This window comes from Citromicrobium bathyomarinum (genome assembly GCF_038594485.1).
GTDB classification, from domain to species: domain Bacteria; phylum Pseudomonadota; class Alphaproteobacteria; order Sphingomonadales; family Sphingomonadaceae; genus Alteriqipengyuania; species Alteriqipengyuania bathyomarina_A.
In genome coordinates, this window is sequence record NZ_JBCFZG010000001.1 from 803,252 (window position 1) to 825,292 (window position 22,041).

Annotated in this window: 20 protein-coding genes, 1 tRNA gene and 1 pseudogene; 13 read left to right on the forward strand and 9 right to left on the reverse strand. The window is 64.9% G+C overall.

All coding sequences use genetic code 11. The annotated features are described in order from the left end of the window. Positions 1-9: 9 nt before the first annotated feature. Positions 10-933 (forward strand): mechanosensitive ion channel family protein, encoded by a 924-nt coding sequence (locus AAG591_RS04020; protein WP_342529694.1) that lies wholly within the window; start codon positions 10-12, stop codon positions 931-933. Positions 934-937: 4 nt separating this feature from the next. On the opposite strand, the gene AAG591_RS04025 is transcribed toward AAG591_RS04020, so the two are convergent. The 5 genes and pseudogenes from AAG591_RS04025 to grxC form a co-directional block, all read right to left on the reverse strand. Next, positions 938-1,672, reverse strand: coding sequence for a DUF1499 domain-containing protein (locus AAG591_RS04025; protein ID WP_342529696.1), 735 nt, complete (start codon positions 1,670-1,672; stop codon positions 938-940). Between the two features lie 228 nt (positions 1,673-1,900). Then, positions 1,901-1,977: transfer RNA gene (locus AAG591_RS04030), tRNA-Arg, on the reverse strand. A gap of 44 nt (positions 1,978-2,021) precedes the next feature. Further along, a pseudogene (locus AAG591_RS04035) lies at positions 2,022-2,492 on the reverse strand (DUF1178 family protein). Beyond that, positions 2,489-3,316, reverse strand: coding sequence for a carbon-nitrogen hydrolase family protein (locus tag AAG591_RS04040; RefSeq protein ID WP_342529698.1), 828 nt, complete (start codon positions 3,314-3,316; stop codon positions 2,489-2,491). The pseudogene AAG591_RS04035 and the gene AAG591_RS04040 overlap by 4 nt, the downstream one beginning before the upstream one ends. 12 nt (positions 3,317-3,328) lie before the next feature. After that, a complete protein-coding gene (gene grxC / locus AAG591_RS04045) occupies positions 3,329-3,589 on the reverse strand; it encodes a glutaredoxin 3 (RefSeq protein ID WP_342529699.1) in 261 nt (86 codons plus the stop codon). A 144-nt stretch (positions 3,590-3,733) separates the two neighbouring features. Between grxC and AAG591_RS04050 the strand changes: the two genes are divergently transcribed. Next, positions 3,734-4,222 carry an Hsp20 family protein gene (locus AAG591_RS04050; protein WP_342529700.1) on the forward strand — a complete coding sequence of 163 codons (489 nt, stop codon included), beginning with the start codon at positions 3,734-3,736 and terminating at the stop codon, positions 4,220-4,222. 334 nt (positions 4,223-4,556) lie between these two features. Here the strand turns inward: AAG591_RS04050 and AAG591_RS04055 are convergent, their stop codons facing one another. The 3 genes from AAG591_RS04055 to tpiA form a co-directional block, all read right to left on the reverse strand. Next, positions 4,557-6,191 (reverse strand): CTP synthase, encoded by a 1,635-nt coding sequence (locus AAG591_RS04055; protein ID WP_342529701.1) that lies wholly within the window; start codon positions 6,189-6,191, stop codon positions 4,557-4,559. Between the two features lie 92 nt (positions 6,192-6,283). Continuing rightward, positions 6,284-6,679 (reverse strand): preprotein translocase subunit SecG, encoded by a 396-nt coding sequence (secG, locus tag AAG591_RS04060; protein ID WP_342529702.1) that lies wholly within the window; start codon positions 6,677-6,679, stop codon positions 6,284-6,286. Positions 6,680-6,759: 80 nt separating this feature from the next. Continuing rightward, positions 6,760-7,530 carry a triose-phosphate isomerase gene (tpiA, locus tag AAG591_RS04065; RefSeq protein WP_342529703.1) on the reverse strand — a complete coding sequence of 257 codons (771 nt, stop codon included), beginning with the start codon at positions 7,528-7,530 and terminating at the stop codon, positions 6,760-6,762. A gap of 257 nt (positions 7,531-7,787) precedes the next feature. On the opposite strand from tpiA, the gene AAG591_RS04070 reads away from it, so the two are divergent. The 10 genes from AAG591_RS04070 to lexA all read left to right on the forward strand — a co-directional run bounded on the left by AAG591_RS04070 (position 7,788) and on the right by lexA (position 18,300). Then, positions 7,788-9,722 carry a peptidyl-prolyl cis-trans isomerase gene (locus AAG591_RS04070; RefSeq protein ID WP_342529704.1) on the forward strand — a complete coding sequence of 645 codons (1,935 nt, stop codon included), beginning with the start codon at positions 7,788-7,790 and terminating at the stop codon, positions 9,720-9,722. Positions 9,723-9,838: 116 nt separating this feature from the next. Next, complete coding sequence (locus AAG591_RS04075; protein WP_425341637.1) at positions 9,839-11,242, forward strand: anthranilate synthase component I family protein; 1,404 nt, start codon at positions 9,839-9,841, stop codon at positions 11,240-11,242. Continuing rightward, positions 11,239-12,114 (forward strand): phosphodiester glycosidase family protein, encoded by an 876-nt coding sequence (locus AAG591_RS04080; protein ID WP_342529706.1) that lies wholly within the window; start codon positions 11,239-11,241, stop codon positions 12,112-12,114. The genes AAG591_RS04075 and AAG591_RS04080 overlap by 4 nt, the downstream gene beginning before the upstream one ends. Next, complete coding sequence (pip, locus tag AAG591_RS04085) at positions 12,114-13,070, forward strand: prolyl aminopeptidase (protein WP_425341638.1); 957 nt, start codon at positions 12,114-12,116, stop codon at positions 13,068-13,070. The genes AAG591_RS04080 and pip overlap by 1 nt, the downstream gene beginning before the upstream one ends. 119 nt (positions 13,071-13,189) lie before the next feature. Continuing rightward, positions 13,190-13,795 (forward strand): anthranilate synthase component II, encoded by a 606-nt coding sequence (locus tag AAG591_RS04090; RefSeq protein ID WP_342529986.1) that lies wholly within the window; start codon positions 13,190-13,192, stop codon positions 13,793-13,795. Continuing rightward, on the forward strand, positions 13,792-14,784 hold the full coding sequence (gene trpD / locus AAG591_RS04095; protein ID WP_342529708.1) for an anthranilate phosphoribosyltransferase: 993 nt from the start codon (positions 13,792-13,794) through the stop codon (positions 14,782-14,784). Before AAG591_RS04090 ends, trpD begins: the two co-directional genes overlap by 4 nt. 117 nt (positions 14,785-14,901) lie before the next feature. After that, positions 14,902-15,690, forward strand: coding sequence for an indole-3-glycerol phosphate synthase TrpC (trpC, locus tag AAG591_RS04100; protein WP_342529709.1), 789 nt, complete (start codon positions 14,902-14,904; stop codon positions 15,688-15,690). A gap of 180 nt (positions 15,691-15,870) precedes the next feature. After that, positions 15,871-16,353, forward strand: a complete 483-nt coding sequence (gene moaC, locus AAG591_RS04105) for a cyclic pyranopterin monophosphate synthase MoaC (protein WP_342529712.1) — start codon at positions 15,871-15,873, stop codon at positions 16,351-16,353. Beyond that, complete coding sequence (locus tag AAG591_RS04110) at positions 16,350-17,537, forward strand: molybdopterin molybdotransferase MoeA (RefSeq protein WP_342529713.1); 1,188 nt, start codon at positions 16,350-16,352, stop codon at positions 17,535-17,537. Before moaC ends, AAG591_RS04110 begins: the two co-directional genes overlap by 4 nt. Before the next feature lie 76 nt (positions 17,538-17,613). Beyond that, positions 17,614-18,300 (forward strand): transcriptional repressor LexA, encoded by a 687-nt coding sequence (gene lexA, locus AAG591_RS04115; protein ID WP_342529714.1) that lies wholly within the window; start codon positions 17,614-17,616, stop codon positions 18,298-18,300. Between the two features lie 35 nt (positions 18,301-18,335). On the opposite strand, the gene AAG591_RS04120 is transcribed toward lexA, so the two are convergent. Continuing rightward, on the reverse strand, positions 18,336-20,561 hold the full coding sequence (locus AAG591_RS04120) for a ComEC/Rec2 family competence protein (RefSeq protein WP_342529716.1): 2,226 nt from the start codon (positions 20,559-20,561) through the stop codon (positions 18,336-18,338). A gap of 30 nt (positions 20,562-20,591) precedes the next feature. Between AAG591_RS04120 and gltX the strand changes: the two genes are divergently transcribed. Beyond that, complete coding sequence (gltX, locus tag AAG591_RS04125; protein WP_342529717.1) at positions 20,592-22,037, forward strand: glutamate--tRNA ligase; 1,446 nt, start codon at positions 20,592-20,594, stop codon at positions 22,035-22,037. The last annotated feature ends 4 nt before the right edge of the window (positions 22,038-22,041 follow it).

Genomic DNA, 22,041 nt, shown 5'->3' on the forward strand with positions numbered 1-22,041 from the left:
GGGATTTAAATGACCACACCGACGACGACGCCTTCGGGCGAGACCTACGACCAGACCGTCAACACGCTGGCCACCTTGCAGGACCAGCTGGTCGACATGGCGGAGGGGTTTGTCCGCGCCCTGCCCAACTTGGCGATAGCCCTCGTGATCATTGTGATCACCTGGATCGTGGCGCGCGTCGCCATGCGGGGCGTAAGCCGCGCCATCGGCAAGACCGATATGCGCCCTTCCTTGCAGAACCTGATCGACACCGTCGTAAAGCTCGGCATCTGGATCGTCGGCCTGATGATCGCGCTGATCGTGGTCATGCCGGGGATGACGCCCGCCAGCCTGATCGCCGGGCTCGGCATCGGCGCCGTCGCGATCGGCTTCGCGTTTCAGGATATCTTCGAGAATTTCCTGGCCGGCGTGCTCATAATGCTGCGCGAAAAGATGCGCATCGGCGATGTGATCGAGTGCGAAGGGATCATCGGCAAGGTCGAGCATATTACCTTGCGCGAAACCCATGTGCGCAAGCTGTCGGGCGAGGTCACGCTGGTCCCCAACTCGATGCTGTTCAAGAACCCGGTCGAGATCCTGACCGACGAGCAGATGCGTCGACACGAGGTGATCGCAGGCGTCTCCTACGACACCGATCTGGACCACGCGGCGGAAGTGATCCGCAAGGCGGTCGAGAGCGTCGATGTGGTCGAACGCGACAAGGGCATCGACGTCTTCGCAGTCGAGTTCAATTCGAGCAGCGTCGATTTCAAGGTCCGCTGGTGGGCCGGATCCACCCCTCGCAACATGTGGGAAAGCAAGGACAAGGTGATCAGAGCGATCAAGCGCGCGCTAGACGATGCGGGGATCGAAATCCCGTTCCCGTACATCACCCATACCTTCAAGGAGCGTGTGCCGCTTGGCCGCGATCCCGGCGAGGCTGTAGAAGGCTAGCCCCTCACCTCACCGCAGCGAGATCTTCGAGGAAATCGTGAATCCGCTGCGCGTTGACGCCGAGATCGCCGATACCCACCCGGCTGACTGAACGCATGTCGACCAGGCTGCGCCCTGCCCCATCGGGCCGGGCGCGGATCACCACCTCGTCTTCGAACCGGATGTACGACGCATAGGCCGTGGCCTCCAGCCGCCCCGCTTTGGGATCGACCGCGCGGATCGTCCAACCGCGTTCCTTAGCCAGCGTTTCCGCATCGCGGATCGTCTGTTCGATCGACCGATCGAGCACGACGCTACGCAGCTCGGGATAGCCCTGCTCGTGCAACGCGATCCACTTGGCTTCTGTGTCGACGCCGCGCAGATTGTCGTCCGGCAGTTCGATTGCCTCGAATTGCGGAACGTCAGCCAGATCGGTGGTCGCGTCGTGGATCATCGGTGCCCCGCCCGCCATCGCCACGCGGATCGCCAGCGATCCTACGAAACCGGCCGCGAAAAGAAATCCGATCAGCGCGGCGCGCCGTGCAGGCCAGCCTGCCCGCCAGTTCAGGAAGAGCGCGATGATCGCGATAACCAGCGCACCTGCCGCTACCGGCGCGGACTGGTAGAGATAGCTGAAGCCTTCCAGCTTGCCGATCCGGTCCACCCGCGCGAGCGTCATCCCCGTAAACGCGACAGTCGTCGCGCCAAGCGCCAGCACGAGTGCGAGCCAAGACAGGCCCCTGGTCCATTTGTGCGTCATCGATGCCCCCAAATCTTGTTGCCGCTTATAGCGACGCGAGCAGGCGGCGTGAACGGCTTGTGGAAGATGGCCCGTAATAGTGCTTCTTCAAAGCGAGCGGAAATGGTGCGCCCGACAGGATTGGGCCTCGCTTCGCTCGCCCCCTCTCGCCGCTGCGCGGCAGCGAGTCCGAAGTTCGCCCCTGGGATGACCCACCATTTCAGCCCGCTTCTTCGAAGCGAGCGGAAATGGTGCGCCCGACAGGATTCGAACCTGTGGCCCCCAGATTAGGAATCTGATGCTCTATCCGACTGAGCTACGGGCGCGCCAAGCGTTGCCATAACCGCACATGACCGCGCTCGCAACGCGCTCAATTGGTCTCTTCAGGCGGAGTGAAGGGGATCAGCAGCGGGGCGACGGTAATGCCCTCTTCCATAAGCTCGCGGGCTTCGTGGACATCGGCCTTGCCGTGGATCAGCGCCTTGTCCTTTTCGCCATAGTGCATGGCGCGGCTTTCTTCCGCGAACCGGTCGCCGACATAGGTGCTCTGCTTGATCGTCTCGGCCTGCAACGTGGCGAGTTTCTGCATTGCCTAGCGGATCGCGGGTGGAAGCGCTCCACCCTGCCTGGCGGTCTCCTGCTCCCGCTTTGCGGGTGCGTCGGCGCGCGCGTTGCCTTTCACGGGCACGGCGGGGGCCATTGGAGCCTTCGCGACCTCGTTCGATCCACAGTGCGGGCAGACCAGAAGCCCTTGCCTGCCCTGCTCCTCGAACGCGGAAGAAGAGCGGAACCAGGCTTCGAAGCGGTGGCCGCTTTCGCACGAGAGGTCGAATACGATCATTGCAACGCCAGATCGGGAATTGCGCGCCGGTTGGCAAGGCTCGGCACCTGCGCGCGGGCCTTGGCGATCCGATCCGCGTCGATCTCTGCAAAGCCCAGCCCCGCCGCCTCGCCGCCCATGTCGAGCAGCACTTCGCCCCACGGATCGACCACGAGGCTGTGGCCATAGGTCGTGCGCCCGTCGGCATGTTCGCCGACCTGCGCCGCCGCAACCACGAACGCGCTCGCCTCGATTGCGCGGGCGCGGACCAGCGTGTGCCAGTGCGCGGTACCGGTGGGCACGGTGAAGGCGGCAGGGATCGCGATCATGTCGCACTGCGCATGGCCCAGCGCATCGAACAGAGCGGGAAAGCGGATGTCGTAGCAAATCGTCAGGCCGAGCCGGCCGGCAGGCGTGCCGTCGGTGACGGACAGCGCCCCACCCGGCTGATAGGCGTTCGATTCGCGCCAGCTCTCTCCGCTGTCGAGGTCGACATCGAACATGTGCAGCTTGTCGTATTGCCCCGCGATCTCCCCGCTGGGCGCGATCAGTAGCGAACGGTTGGCGAGCTTGCCGTTCTCCAACCGCACCGGCAGACCGAAGGTCGCCCAGATCGCGTGCTCTTTCGCGGCCGCGCAAAGCCGGTCGACAAGGCCGGCATAGCCTGCCTCACCCATGGTCTGCGCCGCACGCTGACGGTCGCGGTCGAGCAGCAGCGCCATCTCGGGCGCAAATAGCATGTCCGCTCCGCCTTCGCGCGCATCGGCCATCGCCGCGATAATCGCGCTGCAATTGACCTCCGGGTCGATGCCCGAAGTCATCTGGAAAACCGCGATCCTGGACATTGCTGCGGCGGTTCAGCCTTCGAGCAGCGCGTCAAGCTTGCCCTCGCGCTCCAGCGCGGCGAGTTCGTCAGAACCACCCACGTGAGTATCGCCGATGAATATCTGCGGCACGGTGCGCGCGTTCGGCGCACGTTCCTGCATCTCATCCCTTTTTTCACCGCCCATCGTGATGTCGTATTCGTTGAATTCGACACCCTTCTTTTCCAGCAGCGATTTCGCGCGGTAGCAGTAACCGCAACCGAACTTCGTATAGATATCGACCTTCGCTGCCACTGGTATCGTCCTTCGTTTCCTGTCGTGAGAGGGCTCTTGCACCGCATCGGGTGCACCCTACATTTGTCGTGTCCGGCGATGCCACAATGGGTCGATCCGGACACCATGTAACTAACAGAATCGCTCAATGGAGGATTTGTTTCAATGGCACGTATCGATTTCACCCCCTATCGCCGCAGCACCGTGGGCTTCGACCACCTGTTCGACCTGCTCGAAAGCTCGGTCCGCAACTCCGGCGACAATTACCCCCCTTTCAACATCGAGAAGCGGGGCGACGATGATTTCCGCATCACGCTGGCGCTTGCGGGCTTCAAGCCCCAGGATATCGACATCACCGCGCAGCAGAACCTGCTGACCGTCACCGGTCGCAAGCAGGAAGAAGCGCGCGCTGCGGAAAGCGAAATGCTGCATGTCGGCATTGCCAACCGCGGGTTCGAACGTCGCTTTGAACTGGCCGACCACGTGCGCGTCGCCAATGCCGACCTTGCCGACGGTCTGCTGGTGATCGACCTTGTGCGCGAAGTGCCTGAAGCGATGAAGCCGAAGAAGATCGCCATCAACGGCCAGCAGACGCCCTCGCTGGGCCTGGTCGAAGAATCGAGCGACGACGAATCGGATCGCGACGCGGCGTAACCGATCCTGCGCCTGCGTGGCTGGCGCGTGGGAATGGAACCCGCCTCTCTTACCAGAAAGAGGGGCGGGTTTTCTTTTTCGGATTTAACTATTTGATACTATTCGGGGCGGCCCCCGAAGGAACCGCCCCACGGCGTTTGCCGCCTTGACCGAGTCTGGCCGTCCGGGTCGCAGAAGACGATCAAACCCGGGACAAGCTCTTGAATTTGGAAACCCCCAAATACAGCGTTGCCCCCACAACGCGAGCGGCGGCTATGACGCAAAACATGGTTAAAATAAAGGGGGGTTCGACTTCGTCATAACCTAATCCAAATTAGGTTTTGCTTTTAAAGCCTTAGACGAGGCGCGATTGCCGTAGTGCTGCCGCGACGAAGCCCGCGAACAACGGGTGCGGATCGAACGGGCGGCTCTTCAGCTCCGGGTGGAACTGCACGCCTACGAACCACGGATGATCGGGCCGCTCGACGATTTCAGGCAGCAGTCCATCGGGCGACATGCCCGAGAAGACCAGGCCATCGTGTTCCAGCCGATCGCGATAGGCACCGTTCACTTCGTAGCGGTGGCGGTGACGTTCGGAAATCTCGGTCGCGCCGCCATAGATCGCGCTGACATGGCTGTTCGCTTGCAGCTTCGCATCGTAGGCGCCAAGCCGCATGGTTCCGCCCAGATCGCCGCCCTCTTCGCGCTTCTGAAGGCCCTCTTGCGTCATCCACTCGGTAATGATGCCGACCACCGGCTCGTTCGTTTCGCCGAACTCGGTCGAGGATGCACCTTCGACACCTGCCGCACGCGCGCTCTCGATGCAGGCCATCTGCATGCCCAGGCAAATGCCGAAGAAGGGCACGTTGCGCTCGCGCGCGAAGCGGACGCTGGCGATCTTGCCCTCGCTGCCACGCTCACCGAAGCCGCCGGGCACGAGAATACCGTGCAGCGGCTCAAGCTCGGCGACGATCTCGGAGGGGTCGCGTTCGAAAATCTCGGCGTCGATCCACTTGACCTTCACGCGCGTCTTGTTCGCCATGCCGCCGTGGACGAGCGCTTCGTTGAGGCTCTTGTAGGCGTCCTTCAGGCCGACATACTTGCCGACCACGCCGATGGTGACTTCGCCTTCGGGGTGGAAATAACGGTCGGTGACTTCGCGCCACGGCGTAAGGTCGGGTTCGGGCGCGTCGGTGATGCCGAAACCGCGCAGAACCTCGGCGTCGAGCCCTTCCTCGTGGTATTGCAGCGGCACCGCGTAGATCGATTTGGCATCAAGCGCCGGGATTACCGCCTGCTGGCGCACGTTGCAGAAATTGGCGATCTTCTGACGTTCGCTGTCGGGAATCGGATGTTCCGCGCGGCACAGCAGCACGTCGGGCTTGATGCCCAGGCTGGCAAGTTCACGAACCGAGTGCTGCGTGGGCTTTGTCTTCAGCTCACCGGCGGCAGCGATATAGGGCACCAGCGTCACATGGACGCTCAGCGTCTGCATCGGCTCCAGCTCGTTACGCAGCTGGCGAATCGCTTCCATGAAAGGCAGCGATTCGATGTCGCCCACCGTCCCGCCGATTTCGCACAGGATGAAATCGTGGTCGCCCTGGTCGGCCAGCGCGAATTCCTTGATCGCATCGGTGACGTGCGGGACGACCTGCACCGTCGCGCCGAGGTAATCGCCGCGCCGTTCCTTGGCGATGATGTCCTGGTAGACGCGGCCCGACGTGATGTTGTCGCCCTGGTGCGCGGAAACACCGGTGAAGCGTTCGTAGTGGCCGAGGTCGAGGTCGGTTTCCGCGCCGTCGTCGGTCACGTAGACCTCGCCGTGCTGATAGGGGCTCATCGTCCCCGGATCGACGTTCAGATAGGGATCGAACTTGCGAATGCGGACCTTGTAGCCGCGTGCCTGCAGCAACGCGCCGAGCGATGCCGCCATGAGACCTTTGCCGAGCGAGGAAACCACGCCGCCGGTGATGAAAATATACCGCGCCATGGGAGGTGGGCCTTACGGGGGAAAAGCGGGCGAACGCAAGCCGTCGCGACGATAATCGCCCGGCAATTCACCGCATTTTGGAAAAAAGGGGCTTAGTCGGTTGCGCTACCGAGCGGGTCCGGGTTGCCCGACGGAGTGGCTGCGGGGGCCGAATCGGCGGGAGCCGCGTCGCTTTGCGCGTCATCCTGCGCCAGCGGGTCGGCCGGAGCCGCAGGGGCGACCGTCCGGTCGAGCGTCGATTCGATCGCATCGCCGCCCGACATATCCACCGCCATGGCGGCGAGGACGATCGACAGCACCACGAAAGCACCAGCCAGCCAGCGAGTCGCGCGAGTCAGGAAATCGGCCGCGCTGCGCGCGCTCATCATCCCGCCGGGCGAACCGCCACCACCGATCCCCAGGCCACCGCCTTCGGATTTCTGCATCAGGATGACCCCGACCAGCGCTGCCGCGACCAGGGCCTGAAGGACGGTGAGAAAAAGGAACATCGGAATAGCTGCTTTCGGAAAACTTGGTTGTGCGGCAATTAGGAACCCGCCGCGCACAGCGCAAGCGGGTGTCCCGTTGCTCAGGACTGGCTGGCGATAACGTCCTGCGCGGCCAGCACGATATTCATGAAACTCTCGGCAGACAGGCTCGCCCCGCCGACCAGCGCACCGTTGACTTCGTCCCCGGCGATAATTTCTGCGGCGTTCTCCGGATTGACCGAGCCGCCGTAGATGATGCGGATCGCAGTCCCGTCCTCTTCGCCGAAGGTCTTCACCAGGAATTCGCGAATCGCGCTGTGCATCGCGACGATATCTTCAATGCTCGCAGCCTCGCCGCTGCCGATCGCCCAGATCGGTTCATATGCGACCGTCAGGCGTTCGCCCGCTTCGGGAACGTTGTCGGGCAGCGAAGCCTTGAGCTGGCGCAGCACGTGATCGACGGCCTTGCCTGCCTCGCGCTTCTCCATCGGTTCGCCGCAGCAGAGAATGACCTTCAGGCCCGCGTCGAACGCAGCGGCGGCCTTTTCGGCGATCAGCTTGTCTTTCTCGTTATGCCCCTCGCGGCGCTCGCTGTGTCCGAGGATGACGAAGCCCGCGCCCGCATCGGCGACCATCGCGGCGGAAATATCGCCGGTATGCGCGCCGCCGTCCGCGGGATGGCAATCCTGCGCACCGACGCCGATCTGCTCGGCTTCGCGGCGGACGGGGTGGATGAGGGTGAACGGCGGGGCAAGCGCGATTTCGACCTGCATGAGCCGTTGCGCTGCGCGATCGATCGCGCGCGCTTCCGACAGCATCGCGCGCGTGCCGTGCATTTTCCAGTTGCCAACGATGAAAGGGCGGCTCGCCATTCCGGTAAGTGTCCTGTTGTTTTAAGAAATATAGCCGCGATGGGGCTGATACCCAAACACGAGAGCGGCTCGGTAGCGAAGGTCGCGCAGACAGTCAAAACCCTCTGGACGATCACCCCCGTCGAATCGCCTAACGCATGCCTTGCGGCAACACCGCTGCCGAATTAAGGGTCGCGCCAGCTTGCGCGGGCTATATTTCCCCGTGAAGGCAGCCTCGAACCCGCCAGCCCCGCCCTACCGCCAAGGCCCACCATTCGATGATCAATTTTTTCCGCTCGTTCTTCCAGTCCAAGCTCGGCCTCGGGCTGACGATCGGCTTCCTCGTCCTGATTGCGCTGGCGTTTGCCGCGGGCGACATCGGCAACACGGGTACGTTCGGGGGACTTTCCGGCACGAACAGCGTCGCGGTTGTGGGTGATGAGGATGTGACCACCGCCGAACTGCGCGAAGCGACAACCAACGCCTTGCGCCAGGTCCAGAGCGAAAATCCGACCACGACGATCGACAGCTTCCTTGCCGAGGGCGGGCTGAAGCAGGTGCTCGACACATTGCTCGACCGGGCGGCAGTGACAGAGTTCGGGAAAATGCTGGGGCTGCGCGCGGGGACGAACCTGATCAATAGCGAAATCCAGATGATCCCGGCGTTTCGCGGCCCCGATGGAAATTTCAGCGATGACGTCTACCGGGCGACGCTGCGCGGCCAGGGCCTGACCGATCAGATCGTGCGGGAGGACCTTTCCGACGGGCTGATTGCCCGTCAGGTGCTGATACCGGCAGTGTTCGGCGCGAAATTGCCCGATTCGATGGTCACTCGCTATGTCAGCCAGCTCAAGGAACGGCGCGAGGGATCGATCGGGATCATTCCCGCCGCCGCCTATGCGCCCGACGCCGATCCGACCGACAAGCAGCTGCAAGCCTTCTACCAGGCGAACAAGGCAGACTTCCGCCGGCCCGAACGCCGCACGATTCGCTATGCCGAGTTCGGTCCCGAGGCTGTCAGCGCGAATATCGAGCCGACCGACGCGGAGATCGCCCAGCGCTACAAGGCCAACGCCAGCGCCTATGCCGCGCGCGAAGAACGCACCTTCACCCAGGTGATCGTGCCCACCAGGCAGGCCGCCGAAAGTTTTGCCAAGCGGATCGCCGACGGGGCCTCGATCGGCCAGGTCGCCGAGGAAGCCGGACTGGAAACCGCCAGCATCGGCCCGGTAACCAAGGACGATCTGTCGCGTTCCACCAACAGCGCGGTCGCCGACTCAGTGTTCGCCGCTGCGGATGGCGGTGTGGCCAAGGTCGCGCGCAGCCCGCTGGGCTATCACGTCGTCCGGATCGACAATGTGAAGCGCACCAGCGCCCGCACGCTCGACCAGGTACGCTCGGAAATCGCGGACGAACTGCGCGCGCAAAAGCAGCGCACCGCGCTCACCGAACTGGCCGCCAACATCGAATCGCGGGTCAATAGCGGCGAATCGCTGAACGATATCGCCAAGGGCCTGAAGCTCGACGTGAAGACCACCGATCCACTGCTGTCGTCGGGCGCGGTGTTCGACGGCGCACGCGGAGAACGTGCGCCCGACATCGTGATGCCGCTGGTCTCCACCGCATTCCAGATGCGCGAGGGCAAGCCCCAGATCGCAGAGGTTCGCCCCGGCGAGGCCTTCGCCCTTTTCGAAGCGTCAGAAATTACCGGAGCCGCGACCCCGCCGCTCAAGGAAATTCGCGACGAGGTCGTCGACGGCTGGAAGCTGGCCGAGGGCGCGAAGGAAGCGAAAAAGGCTGCCGATCGCATCCTCAAGCGGGTTCGCGAGGGAAGCACGCTGGCCGAGGCGGTGCGAGCCGAGAAGAAGCCCCTTCCCGGCGTGCAGCCGGTCAACGTCTCGCGCGAAGAGCTGATGCAGCAGCAGGGCAGCCCCCCGCTCGCACTGATGTTTGCCATGTCCGCGAAGAGCGCCAAGCGGCTCGCGGCTTCGGCAGACGCGGGCTATTACCTCGTCTCGCTGGACAAGATCATCGCCGGCAAGGTCGAAAAAGACGATCCGCTGATCAAGCAGGCAGCCACCGGCTACGGGAACATCCTGAGCCGCGAGCTTGGCGATCAGCTGCGCATCGCCATCCGCAAGGAAGTGGGTGTCGAGCGCAACCCCGATGCCATCGAAACCGTCCGGCGCGATCTGACCGGCGCGAACCGCTAGGCGTGCCGGACAACCTCGACGCAGCGCGCGAGCGGCTGTCCCAAGGCCTGCCCGCACTGGTGTGGCAGCGGCATGTCGCCGACACGGTGACGCCGGTGGGTGCCGCACTGGCCCTGATGGAAGAAGGCCGGGGCGACTTCCTGCTCGAATCGGTCGAGGGTGGAGAGATTCGCGGGCGCTACAGCCTGCTGGGGATCGATCCCGATCTCGTGCTGCGGGCCGAAGGCGACAGCGCGTGGATCAATCGCGACTGGCGCGCCAACCGTGCCGCCTTCACCGAGGCATCGGGCAATGGCCTTTCCGCTTTGCGGACGCTGCTTGCGGAAATTTCCATGCCGATGCCCGAGGCGCTGCCCCCCGCACTCGCCTGCCTCGTGGGGTATTTCGGTTACGAGACGATCGCGCTGGTCGAGAAGCTGCCGCGCGCCGAGGCCGACCCGCTCGACCTGCCGGACATGGTCTTCACCCGGCCCGGGCTCGTGCTGGTGTTCGATGCGCTGACAGATGAAGTCTTCGTGATCGCCCCGGTCTGGCCATCGCAGGGCGAACCCGATGCGCTGCTGGAGGCAGCGTCCGAACGGATCGAGGAGGCGCTCCGGCGGCTGGCACAGCCTGTTGGCGCGGCACAAAGCGGCCCGTCTGCACCGCAGATTTCGGTTGACGACATTCGCTTCACTCCCACGGTCGCTGCCGAGGATTACGCGGCGCGGGTCGCACGCGCGCAGGATTACATCGTCGCGGGCGACATCTTTCAGGTGGTGCTGGCGCAGCGTTTCACCACCCCCTTTGCGCTGCCCGCGATGGCGCTTTACCGCGCATTGCGGCGGGTGAACCCTTCGCCCTTCCTCTACCTGCTCGACCTGCCTGACGTCGGCGTCGTCGGATCGAGCCCGGAAATCCTCGTCCGGCTCAGAGAAGACCAGGTGACGGTGCGCCCGATCGCGGGCACGCGCCCGCGCGGCACAACGCCGGAGGCAGACCGAGCGGCGGAGCGCGAGCTGCTGGCCGACCCGAAGGAACGCGCCGAGCACCTCATGCTGCTCGATCTGGGGCGCAACGATGTGGGCCGCGTCGCTACAGCGGGAAGCGTGGAAGTGACGGACAGTTTCGCCGTGGAGCGCTATAGCCACGTCATGCACATCGTCAGCAACGTCACCGGCAGCATTGCGCAAGGCAAGGATGCGCTCGACGCGCTGTTTGCGGGCTTCCCCGCGGGCACGGTCAGCGGCGCGCCCAAGATCCGCGCATGCGAAATCATCGCCGAGCTGGAGCAGGAAAAGCGTGGACCCTACGCAGGCGGCGTAGGCTATTTCGCGCCCGACGGCAGTTTCGATTCGTGCATCGTGCTACGTACCGGGCTGGTGAAGGACGGCACGCTGCACGTGACCGCCGGGGCGGGCATCGTTGCGGACAGCGATCCGGCGTCCGAGCAACGCGAGTGCGAGGCGAAGGCCGGCGCGCTGCTTGCCGCAGCGCGCGAGGCCGTTCGGGTAGCGAACGAACCGGGGTTCGGGCAATGATCCACACAAAGCCTCTCTTAGCCGCCTGCATCCTGGTCCTCGGTCTGTCCGCATGCGACCAGCCCCAACCCGGCGACCCGGTCATCCGGACCGACATCAGCGGCGAGAAGGGCAAGGAGATCGCACGCGCCGACGAGAGTACGAAGGCTGCGCCATCCCCCAGCCCGACCGCCACGCCGAGCGAAACCGCCACGCCGGAAGATTCCGCGTGCAAGCCGGTTCGCTTCGAAGATGCGATGTTCACCGAATGCGTCGCTGACCCGGCCAAACATCACGTGCGCATGGTGCTCGGCTCGCCGCCCTACCGCAGCCTCGCGAAATTCTCCGCCTCGCTGGCGAAGGATGCCCCGCCGGTCGTCTTCGCGATGAACGCGGGCATGTTCGACGGCGAAGGCAAGGCCATCGGCTATTTCGTCGAGAACCGCGAGCGGTTGCACGAGCTTAACCTCAACGACGGGTCGGGCAATTTCCACATGAAGCCCAACGGCGTGTTCTACGGTACCGGAGGCACCTGGCGGATCAAGACCAGCGAGGATTTCTACAGCACCGTTGGCGACCGGCCCGATTTCGGCACGCAGAGCGGCCCGATGCTGCTGATCGAGGGCAAGGTCCATCCGCAGATTTCGGAAGACGGCCCCTCCAAGCGCATCCGCAACGGGGTGGGCGTCGACAGGGACGGCAAGGCGCATTTCGTCATCACCGCCAGCCCGGTCAGCTTCGGGCAGTTCGCGCGTTATTTCCGCGATGTGGCGAAGACGCCCAACGCGCTCTATCTCGACGGCACCGTGTCCTCTTTGTGGGACCCTGCGCGAGGCCGCATGGACACCCGCGCCGACCTCGGCCCGCTGGTGGTCGTCGAAACCAAGGAATGATGATGGAATACGAACGCACCCTCTATCCCGAAATCGAACCTTACGAGACCGGCATGCTCGATGTCGGCGAAGGCCATTCGCTCTATTACGAGCGGGTCGGCACGCCGGGTGCGAAGCCTGCGGTGTTCCTCCACGGTGGCCCCGGCGGCGGGATGAGCCCCGACCACCGCCGCCAGTGGAACCCCGAGAAGTACGACGTCCTGCTGTTCGACCAGCGCGGCTGCGGCAAGTCCACGCCGTTTGCGGAGATCGAGAACAACGACACCTGGCGGATCGTCGAGGATATCGAGCGCTTGCGCAAAATGTGCGGGCACGAGAAATGGCAGGTCTTCGGCGGCAGCTGGGGCGCGACGCTCTCTCTCGCCTACGCGCAGACCTATCCCGAACGCACCAGCGAGATCGTGCTTCGTGGCGTCTTCCTCGGTCGCCAGAAGGAAAAGGACTGGCTCTACACCTACGGCGCAAGCGAGATCATGCCCGAACAGTGGGACAAGTTCACCGGCTTGATCCCCGAGGAAGAGCGCGGCGATCTGGTTGCGGCCTACCACAAGCGGCTGACCAGCGAAGACGAGGAAACCCGCCTCGCCGCGGCGAAGCAATGGTCGCTGTGGGAAGGCAACGTCGTGACGCTGCTGCCCAACAAGGAACTGCTCGACAACTTCGCCAGCCCCGCCAAGGCCGTCCCCTTCGCCCGCATCTGCGCACGCTTCTTCCTCGAGAATTTCTTCCTCGAAGAAGGCCAGCTGCTGCGCGATGTCGGCAAGCTGAAGGGCATTCCCGGCATCATAGTGCAGGGCCGCCACGACGTCTGCACCCCACCCGTCTCCGCATGGGAACTGAAGAAGGCCTGGCCCGAAGCCGAGCTGTGGATCGTCCACGATGGTGGCCACTCGGCGGGCGAGCCGGGCATCATCGACGGCCTGGTGCGCGCGACGGACAAGCTGGCGGGCAACTAGCCAATCCCTCGATCCGTTCGTGCTGAGCCTGTCGAAGCACTGTATTTGTTGAAGAAAAAGTGCAGCACTTCGACAAGCTCAGGGCGAACGGAATGGAAAGCGAAGAACTCGATAAACCCATGATCCTCGTCATCGACAATTACGACAGCTTCACCTTCAACCTGGTCCATTACCTGCAGGAACTGGGAGCCGAGGTGCGGGTGGAGCGCAACGACGCGCTAACCGCGCGTGAGGCAGTGGGTAGCGGGGCGAAGGGTATTCTGCTCTCGCCCGGCCCGCGCACGCCGACCGAGGCGGGCATCACGCTGGATACCGTGGCTGCCTGCGCCGATGCGGCGCTCCCTCTGCTGGGTGTGTGCCTTGGCCATCAGGCGATCGGGCAGCATTTCGGCGGGCGCGTGGTTCAGGGCGGGCTGATGCACGGCAAGACCAGCGCGGTGACGCATGACGGCAGCGGCGTGTTTGCGGGGCTCCCCAGCCCCTTCAACGCCACCCGCTATCACTCCTTGGTGGTCGAGGACATTCCCAAGGCATTGCAGGTCAACGCGACCAGCGAGACACCCGGGCTCGACGGCACCAGCGTGATGGGCTTCCGCCACGCCGAGCTGCCGATCCACGGCGTGCAGTTCCACCCGGAGAGCATCGCCACCCAGCACGGGCACGATCTGCTCGCCAATTTCCTCGCAATCTGCGGCATCGAAGCGCGCGAAAGGCAGGCGGCATGAAATCGCTCCCGCTCGCCGTCCCGCACATGAGCGAGGCCGAGGCCGAGGAGGTATTCGGCTGGATCCTCGACGGGGAAGCCAGCGATCAGGAAATCGCCCGCTTCCTGCTCGCGATGACCGAACGCAGCGAAACCGCCGACGAGATCGCGGGCGCCGCGCGGGCATTGCGCGCGCGCTACATCCCGGTAAATGGTCCCGATAACGCGATCGACGTGTGCGGCACCGGCGGCGACGGGCACCACACTCTGAACGTGTCGACCGCCGTCGGGCTGGTGGTCGCGGCCTGCGGCGTGCCCGTGGCGCGGCATGGTAATCGCGCGATTTCCTCTCTCTCTGGCGTGGCGGACACGCTGGAAGTGCTCGGCCTCGACATGGAAGCCGCCGGGCATACCGCCGAAAAGACGCTGAACGAGATCGGCATCTGCTTCCTCTTCGCGCCCAATCATCACCCGGCGATGCGGCGCATTCAGCCGATCCGCAAACAATTGGGCCGCCGCACGATCTTCAACCTGATGGGCCCGCTGTCGAACCCGGTCGGCGTCAAGCGCCAACTGATCGGCATCGCGCGCCCCGGCTATGTCTCGATCTATGGCGAAGCGGCAGCACGCCTCGGTACCGAGCGCACGCTGATCGTCTCGGGCGACGAAGGTCTCGACGAGTTGAGCCTCGCCGGCGGGAACGAGATGGCGGACGTCACCGGCCATGAATTCGCGATGCGCCGCGTCGATGCTGGGATGGCGGGCCTCGAACATGCGCCGGTCGAGGCGATCCGGGGTGGCGACCCGCAACACAATGCCAAGGCGCTCAGCGCATTGCTCCAAGGCACGGCGGGGCCGTACCGCGATGCGGTGCTGTTCAACTCCGCCGCCGCACTGATCGCGGCGGGGGAGACCGAGGATTGGAAGGAGGGCGTCGCTACTGCTGCCGAGGCGATCGACAGCGGCGGCGCGCAGCGGCTGCTCGAGCGCTGGATTGCGATGGCGAAGTGAGACATCTTGGCCCCTCGTTCGTCATTCCCGCGCAGGCGGGAATCCCGCTTAACCTACGACATTGCCAGACCGAAGTCAGCGGGACCCCCGCCTGCGCGGGGGTGACGAAGCTCTGATATGAACAAACTCGAAGAAATCTGCGCCACCAAGCGTGACGAAGTCGCCGAGCGGCAGGCGCAAACCGAAGTCAGCGAATTGATCGCCCGCATTACCGCGCAGGCTCCGCCGCGCGGGTTCGAGGCTGCGCTGCGCAAGAAGCACGCCGATGGCCACCGCGCGCTGATCGCAGAAATCAAGAAAGCTTCGCCCTCCAAAGGCCTGATTCGAGAGGATTTCCAGCCCGCCGAGCACGCGAAGGCCTATGCCGCTGCGGGCGCGAGCTGCCTCTCCGTACTCACCGACGCGCCCTATTTTCAGGGCCACGCCGACTACCTGAAAGCTGCGCGCGAGGCATGCGACCTCCCCGCGCTGCGCAAGGATTTCATGGTCGACCCGTGGCAGTGCGGCGAAGCGCGCGCGATGGGCGCGGACGCGATCCTGATTATCGTCGCCGCGCTGTCCGATACGCAAGCCGCCGAGATTGAAGAGGCCGCAATCGAACTGGGCATGGACGTGTTGGTGGAGGTCCACGACGCAGCCGAGATGCAGCGCGCGCACAAACTCAAGTCATGCCTGATCGGGGTCAACAACCGCGACCTGCGCAGCTTCACGACCGATATTGCAACTACCGAAGCGCTGATCCCGCTTGCCCCCGAAGGCGCACTCCTTGTCTCGGAAAGCGGCATTGCCACGGCGGCGGATTGTGCGCGGCTGGAGGCGGCAGGCGCGCACGGCTTCCTCGTCGGGGAAAGCCTGATGCGGCAGGCGGATGTCGAGGCGGCGACGCGCGCACTGCTTGCCCGATAGATCCCTGTCCGCTTTCGAGGCCCTGTCCTACGCGCTTCGCTCGTGACATAATCGGTGCATGGCCCGAACACCGCCCAATCGCCGTTCCATCGCTCCACGTCTCACCCCTGACAGGCGGGAGAGTTTTTTCGCCCCTGGACACTGTGTCAGGTGTGTCAGGCCCCACCACGGAGCGTTCCTTTGACCGGCCTCACCCATCTCGACGAATCGGGTTCGGCGCGCATGGTCGATGTCGGTCACAAGGCCGAAACCGCCCGCACCGCCACTGCGACTGGGCGCATCACCATGAACCCGGGCGCGATTGCTGCGATCCGCGACGATGCCGTGCCCAAGGGCGATGTCTTCGCCGCAGCGCGCATCGCGGGTATCATGGCTGCCAAGCAAACCGGCTCGCTGATCCCACTCTGCCACCCGCTTTCGCTCGATAGCGTGCGCGTGGATTGCACGGTGGAAGACAATGCCGTGCGCGTCACTGCGACCGCTTCGCTCACCGGCAAGACCGGGGTCGAGATGGAGGCGATGGTCGCGTGCAACGTCGCGCTGCTGACGATCTACGACATGGCCAAGGCGCTCGACAAAGGCATGGTCATCCAGGAGGTGCGCCTGCTTTCCAAAACCGGCGGAAAATCGGGCGACTGGCGCGCGGACGAGGCGCGAGGATGATCGCGCCGCTCGAACTCGAAGACGCGCGGGAGCGGCTGCTCGACCTGCTATCGCCCAGGGCTTCGCGCCCTCGCCCGGTCGACTCCGCGGCGCAGTTGTTCCTGGCAGAGCCGGTCACGGCACGACGCTCCCAGCCCCCGACGGACCTGTCCGCGATGGATGGTTACGCGACCGTCGGCGATGGCCCGTGGGAGCTGGCAGGAGAATCGCGGGCCGGCGCGCCGTTTCCCAAGGCCCTGAGCAATGGCATGGCCGTGCGCATCTCGACCGGCGCGCAGATGCCGTTCAAGGCGGACGCGGTGCTGATACAGGAGAACGCGCGGATCGAGGATGATCGACTGGTCGCGATCGAGCCGCCGACGCCGCGCAACATCCGCCGTGCCGGGTTCGATTTCCAGGCGAGTGCCACGCTGCTGGAACCCGGCATGCGTCTGGGCGCTGCACAGATCGCGCTCGCTCGCACGGGAGGTTTGTCACAGGTCGTGGTGCATGATCGGCCCAAAGTGGCGATCATCGAATGCGGGGACGAGCTTTGCGCGGACCCCACCGACTGCCCGCCCGGTCTGATCCCTTCGACCAATGGTGCGATGCTGGGGGAAATGGCGCGCGATGCGGGCGCGGATATCGCTCGTTACGGCCCGTTGCCCGACGATGCCGACGCCATCACCCGCACGATCCTGGAGGCAAGCGGGAACGCGGCGCTGGTGGTGATCAGCGGGGGTGCATCGGTGGGTCCGCATGATCTGGTCAAACCGGCGCTCGAAGCTGCGGGCTTCACGCTCGAGTTCTGGCGGGTGGCGATCAAGCCGGGCAAGCCACTGCTGGTGGCGCGGCGCGGGGATACGGTGGTCCTCGGCCTGCCTGGCAATCCGGTGTCGAGCTTCGTCACCGGCTTCCTGTTTATGCTCCCTGCGATCCTGAAGCTCGCCGGTGCGCGCGACTGCCTGCCACGAGCACTCGCCCTGCCGCTTGCCGAGCCGATACCCGAAGGTGGCGGGCGCCGCGAATTCCTGCGCGCCGCATGGAGTGCAGAGGGTGTGCGAGCGTTTCCCCAGCAAGACAGCTCGGCACTCGTCCCCCTCGCCCAGGCTGACGTCCTGATCGACCGGCCGCGCCATGCCGATGCCATGGAGACGGGTGCGTTTGTTCCATGTTATCCGCTCCGAAATGGCGCATATGCTTGACTTGCAAAAAAGGGTTGCCTAATTGTTCCGCATTCGTTCGCACTGATGCGAACAGGTTACGCGGAGAGTGGACGCGATGTTGACGGCCAAGCAGCATGAATTGCTCCGGTTTATCCATGATCGTCTGGAAGAGACCGGCATCTCGCCCTCTTTCGAGGAGATGAAGGAGGCGCTCGACCTCAAGAGCAAGTCGGGCGTTCACCGCCTGATTTCGGCGCTGGAGGAACGCGGTTTCATCCGCCGTCTTGCCAATCGTGCGCGGGCGCTGGAAGTGCTCAAGATGCCCGAGAGCGCGGTGGCAGGGTCGATGCCCAAGCCGGCCAACGATCTGGGCGCGCGGACCACGAGCGTACCCGCCAACATTCCCGAGGCGGCGAACGATGTGATCGACATTCCGCTCCATGGCAGGATTGCCGCCGGCGCCCCGATCGAGGCGTTGGAAGAGCATCGCAGCCTGCCGGTGCCTGCCGCGCTGCTCGGCCCGGGCGAGCATTTCGCACTGGAAGTGTCCGGCGACTCGATGATCGAAGCGGGCATTTTCGATGGCGACTACGCGCTGATTCGCCGCGCCGACAGCGCGCGCGATGGCGATATCGTGGTCGCGCTGGTCGATAACGAGGAAGCGACGCTCAAGTACCTGTGGCGCGAAGGCGGCCAGGTGCGGCTCGATCCGGCCAACGCGAGCTACGAACCGCAGGTTTACGATGCGCGCAGCGTGCAGGTTCAGGGGAAGCTGGCGGGGCTGCTGCGCCGCTATCACTAAGGGCGATTGCTGGTCGGTGGGCGCGGACGCGCTTCCTAGCCTCCGCGCCACCAGCCATGCTCGCCCTGCCCTTGCGCGACCGTCTCGACCTCGCGCGAAGCCAGGTGGATCGCGAGCCCGCCAGTCTGCTCCAGCATCCGCCGGTCGGCCTTGAGCCAGCGCGGGCGACAGCTCCACGGCAGCCAGCGGTCCGCAACTACGATGTCGACCCGCGCACAGGCCGCCGCCAGATCGCGCTCGGTCACGTATTCGCGGCCGCGCGCGAGCAGCAGGCGGTAGGTCTGGCCATCGCGCTCTACGGTCGCAATACAGAACTCCGCGCTGCACCGCACTCCAGGCCATTGCGCCAATGGGTGCGGCGGCCCGTCGAGCGCACCGAGTTCGGCCAGCGTGTCGCTCGCGTAGGAGGATCGGCTCTCGCGCAGGCTCAGGAGCGTGTCGTCCTCGATGATCGCGATGTCGCGCCCATCGCGCGAGACGAGGATGTCGGGCCGCGGCGTGGCGATGGTGAGGACAGTCGCGCAGGCGACGGGAACAAACCCCCAGAAGCGCCCCCGCCCGCTCCACAAGGCTAGCCATAGTCCACCGCACACGAACAGGAAGAAGGGCAGCCCACCCATATGCGGCGCCAGCTTGACCGCACCGGGCTGGCCCGCCGTGAGATGCGCAATGCCGAGCAGCAGGTCGAGCGACCGGCCCGCGAGCCACCAGACCGGCGCACCCGCTCCCACGAGGTCGAACACGAGCGCGAGCGCGATCAGCGGCATCGAGACGAAGGTGACCAGCGGAATGGCCACCATGTTGGCCAGCGCCCCGTACATCCCTGCACGGTGGAAGTGGAACAGGACGATCGGCATCAAGGCAATTTCGATCACCAGCCCCGTCACCAGCAGCATCGCCCCACCGCGCAGCGGACGCATCCACCATGGCTCCTCCCGCGGGGCGAGGAACGCGCGCACCGGTGCGCTGTTGTGCAGGGCGACGATGGCAAGCACGGCGGCAAAGCTCATCTGGAAGCTCGGCCCCACCACGCTCTCCGGCCACAGCAGCAGCACGAAGCCCGCCGCCACTGCCAGCAGACGAAAGGTCAGCGGCTCTCGCCCCAACGCCAGTGCAATCAGGACGAGCACGGCAGCGGTGCAACTTCGTACCGTCGGCACCTCGGCACCGGTCAGCAGGGTGTATCCCAGCCCTGCGAGCGCGCCGAACGCCGCCGCTGCCACCGGCAGGCGAACGCGCAGCGCCAGCCACGGCCACAGGGCGAGCAGTTTGATCGCGAGGAAATACGCCGCGGCAATCACCGCGCTCACGTGCAACCCGCTGATCGACAGCAGGTGGGTGAGGCCTGCATCGCGCATTGCCTCTTCATCGGACTCGGCAATCGCGCCGCGGTCTCCGCTGGCAAAAGCCGCTGCGATAGTCCCCGCCGATCCGCCCAGCTGCGAGCGCACATGTGCGGAGAGATCGCGCTGCACCTGGGCGATCCCGCCCCACCCCGGCGGTGGCGGCTCGATCACCTCTATCGGGCCGACCAGCGATCCGGTTGCCGCCAGCCCTTCGAACCATGCGGTCCGCGCGAAGTTGTAGGCCCCGGGGACGAGCGGCGGTGCGGGTGGCATCAGCCGCGCGGTCAGACGGATCACTGCGCCCTTCTGCAAAGCGGGCGCAGCATCGAGGCCTATCGTGTCGAGCGGCACGTTGACCCGCAGCTTGATCGCTTCACCAGTGTCCCGCTCGCGCGCCGCCAGTATCAGCCTGATCCTGTCGTGCGCAGGCTGCTCCTCCCGCTCGAGGATTCGCGCATTCATCGTCTGCATTTGCGGATGCTCGGTCGCAGACACCCCGACGGCCTCCGAACGAGCCCAGATGAGCCCAATTCCGAAAGCTATGGCGAGCCCCGCACCCAGCAGTGCCAGTGCCAGATCGGGGACCCGATTCACTGCCAGAAGCCATGCCCCCAGGCCCGCGACTGCCAGCGCCGCGGCGAGCGAGATCAGCCAAGCCGTAGCGTCAGGCAGAACGAACCACAGCGACACTCCGGCAATCGCTGCGACGATCAGCCACGGCCCCCGCTCCAGCCCGGCGCGCGAAAGTGCAGCATCGACGAGGTTCGGTAGACGGCGAGCCCATGCCGCCGGGCTGGACACGAGCCCGACCACCTGCCAAAGCCGCCGCTGCGCTGCACCATTGCCCGCGCGGACCGCGAGTTCGGATCGAGTTTCGCGACCGTTCGTTGGATCATACGGGTGCTGCGTCGCCATAATCGCGAAATGGAAAGGAAGCACGCTTCGATGGCAAGCGAAACCGGCACGATCATTACCCGCTTCGCCCCATCGCCGACCGGCTACCTGCATCTTGGCGGCGCCCGCACCGCGCTGTTCAACTGGCTCTACGCGCGCCATCACGGCGGCAAGGTGCTGCTTCGGATCGAAGATACCGACGCGAAACGTTCCACCCAGGATGCGATCGACAAGATTTTCGCCGGACTAGAATGGCTCGGGCTCGATTTCGACGGGCCTCCGGTTTTCCAGACCGACCGGGCCGAGCGCCATGCCGAAGTGGCGCACATGCTCCTCGATCATGGCCACGCCTATCGCTGCTACGCCACGCCGGAAGAGCTGGAGGCGATGCGCGCCGAACAGCGCGCGAACAAGCAGCCGATGCGGTATGACGGGCGTTGGCGTGATCGGGAGCCCGGCCCCGAACAGGAAGGTGCACCCTTCACGGTACGTCTGAAAGTGCCCAAAGAAGGCGAGACGAAGATCGTCGACGAAGTCCAGGGGACGGTGACGGTCAAGAACGAAGAAATCGACGATTACATCATCCTGCGCGCCGATGGCACGCCGACCTACATGCTCGCGGTGGTGGTCGACGATCACGATATGGGCGTCACCCACGTCATCCGCGGCGACGATCACCTGAACAATGCCTTCCGTCAGCTGCCGATCTACCGCGCGATGCAGCAGATCGAAGGTGGCTGGAACGATCCCGTCTACGCGCACGTCCCGCTGATCCACGGCAGCGACGGGGCCAAGCTTTCCAAGCGCCACGGCGCGGTGGGTGTGGAGGCCTATCGCGATGAGCTGGGCGTGCTGCCCGAGGCGCTGTTCAACTACCTGCTGCGTCTTGGCTGGGGCCACGGCGACCGCGAGGAAATTACGCAGGCCGAAGCGATCGAGCTGTTCGATCTGGATGGCGTGGGCAGGAGCCCCGCGCGCTTCGATCTGAAGAAATTGCAGAACCTGAACGGGCACTACATCCGCGAGGCGGACGATGCGCGACTGGCCGATCTCGTCGCCGCCGAGCTGGCGACCAGCGGTACCGGTGATATCGATCGCGAGCTGCTGGCGCGGGCCATGCCGGTGCTGAAGACGCGTGCGAAGGATACGCACGAACTTACTGAAAACGCCCGGTTCCTCTTCGCCAAGCGCCCGCTTCAGATGACCGACAAGGCCGCTGCCCTGCTCGATGACGAGGCGCGCGTGCGGCTGGGGCAGGTTCATGATGCGCTGGCGGCTGAAACCGACTGGACGACCGACGGGCTGGAAGCGACCACGAAAGCGCTTGCGGAGCGGCTTGAGCTCGGTCTCGGAAAGCTGGCGCAGCCGCTTCGGGCGGCCCTGACCGGTTCCACGACAAGCCCAGGAATTTTCGACGTTCTCGCCCTTCTTGGAAAAGAAGAGTCGCTCGCGCGGATCGAAGCGCAGGCGGCTCGGGCAGATCAGACACACGACTAAGGAG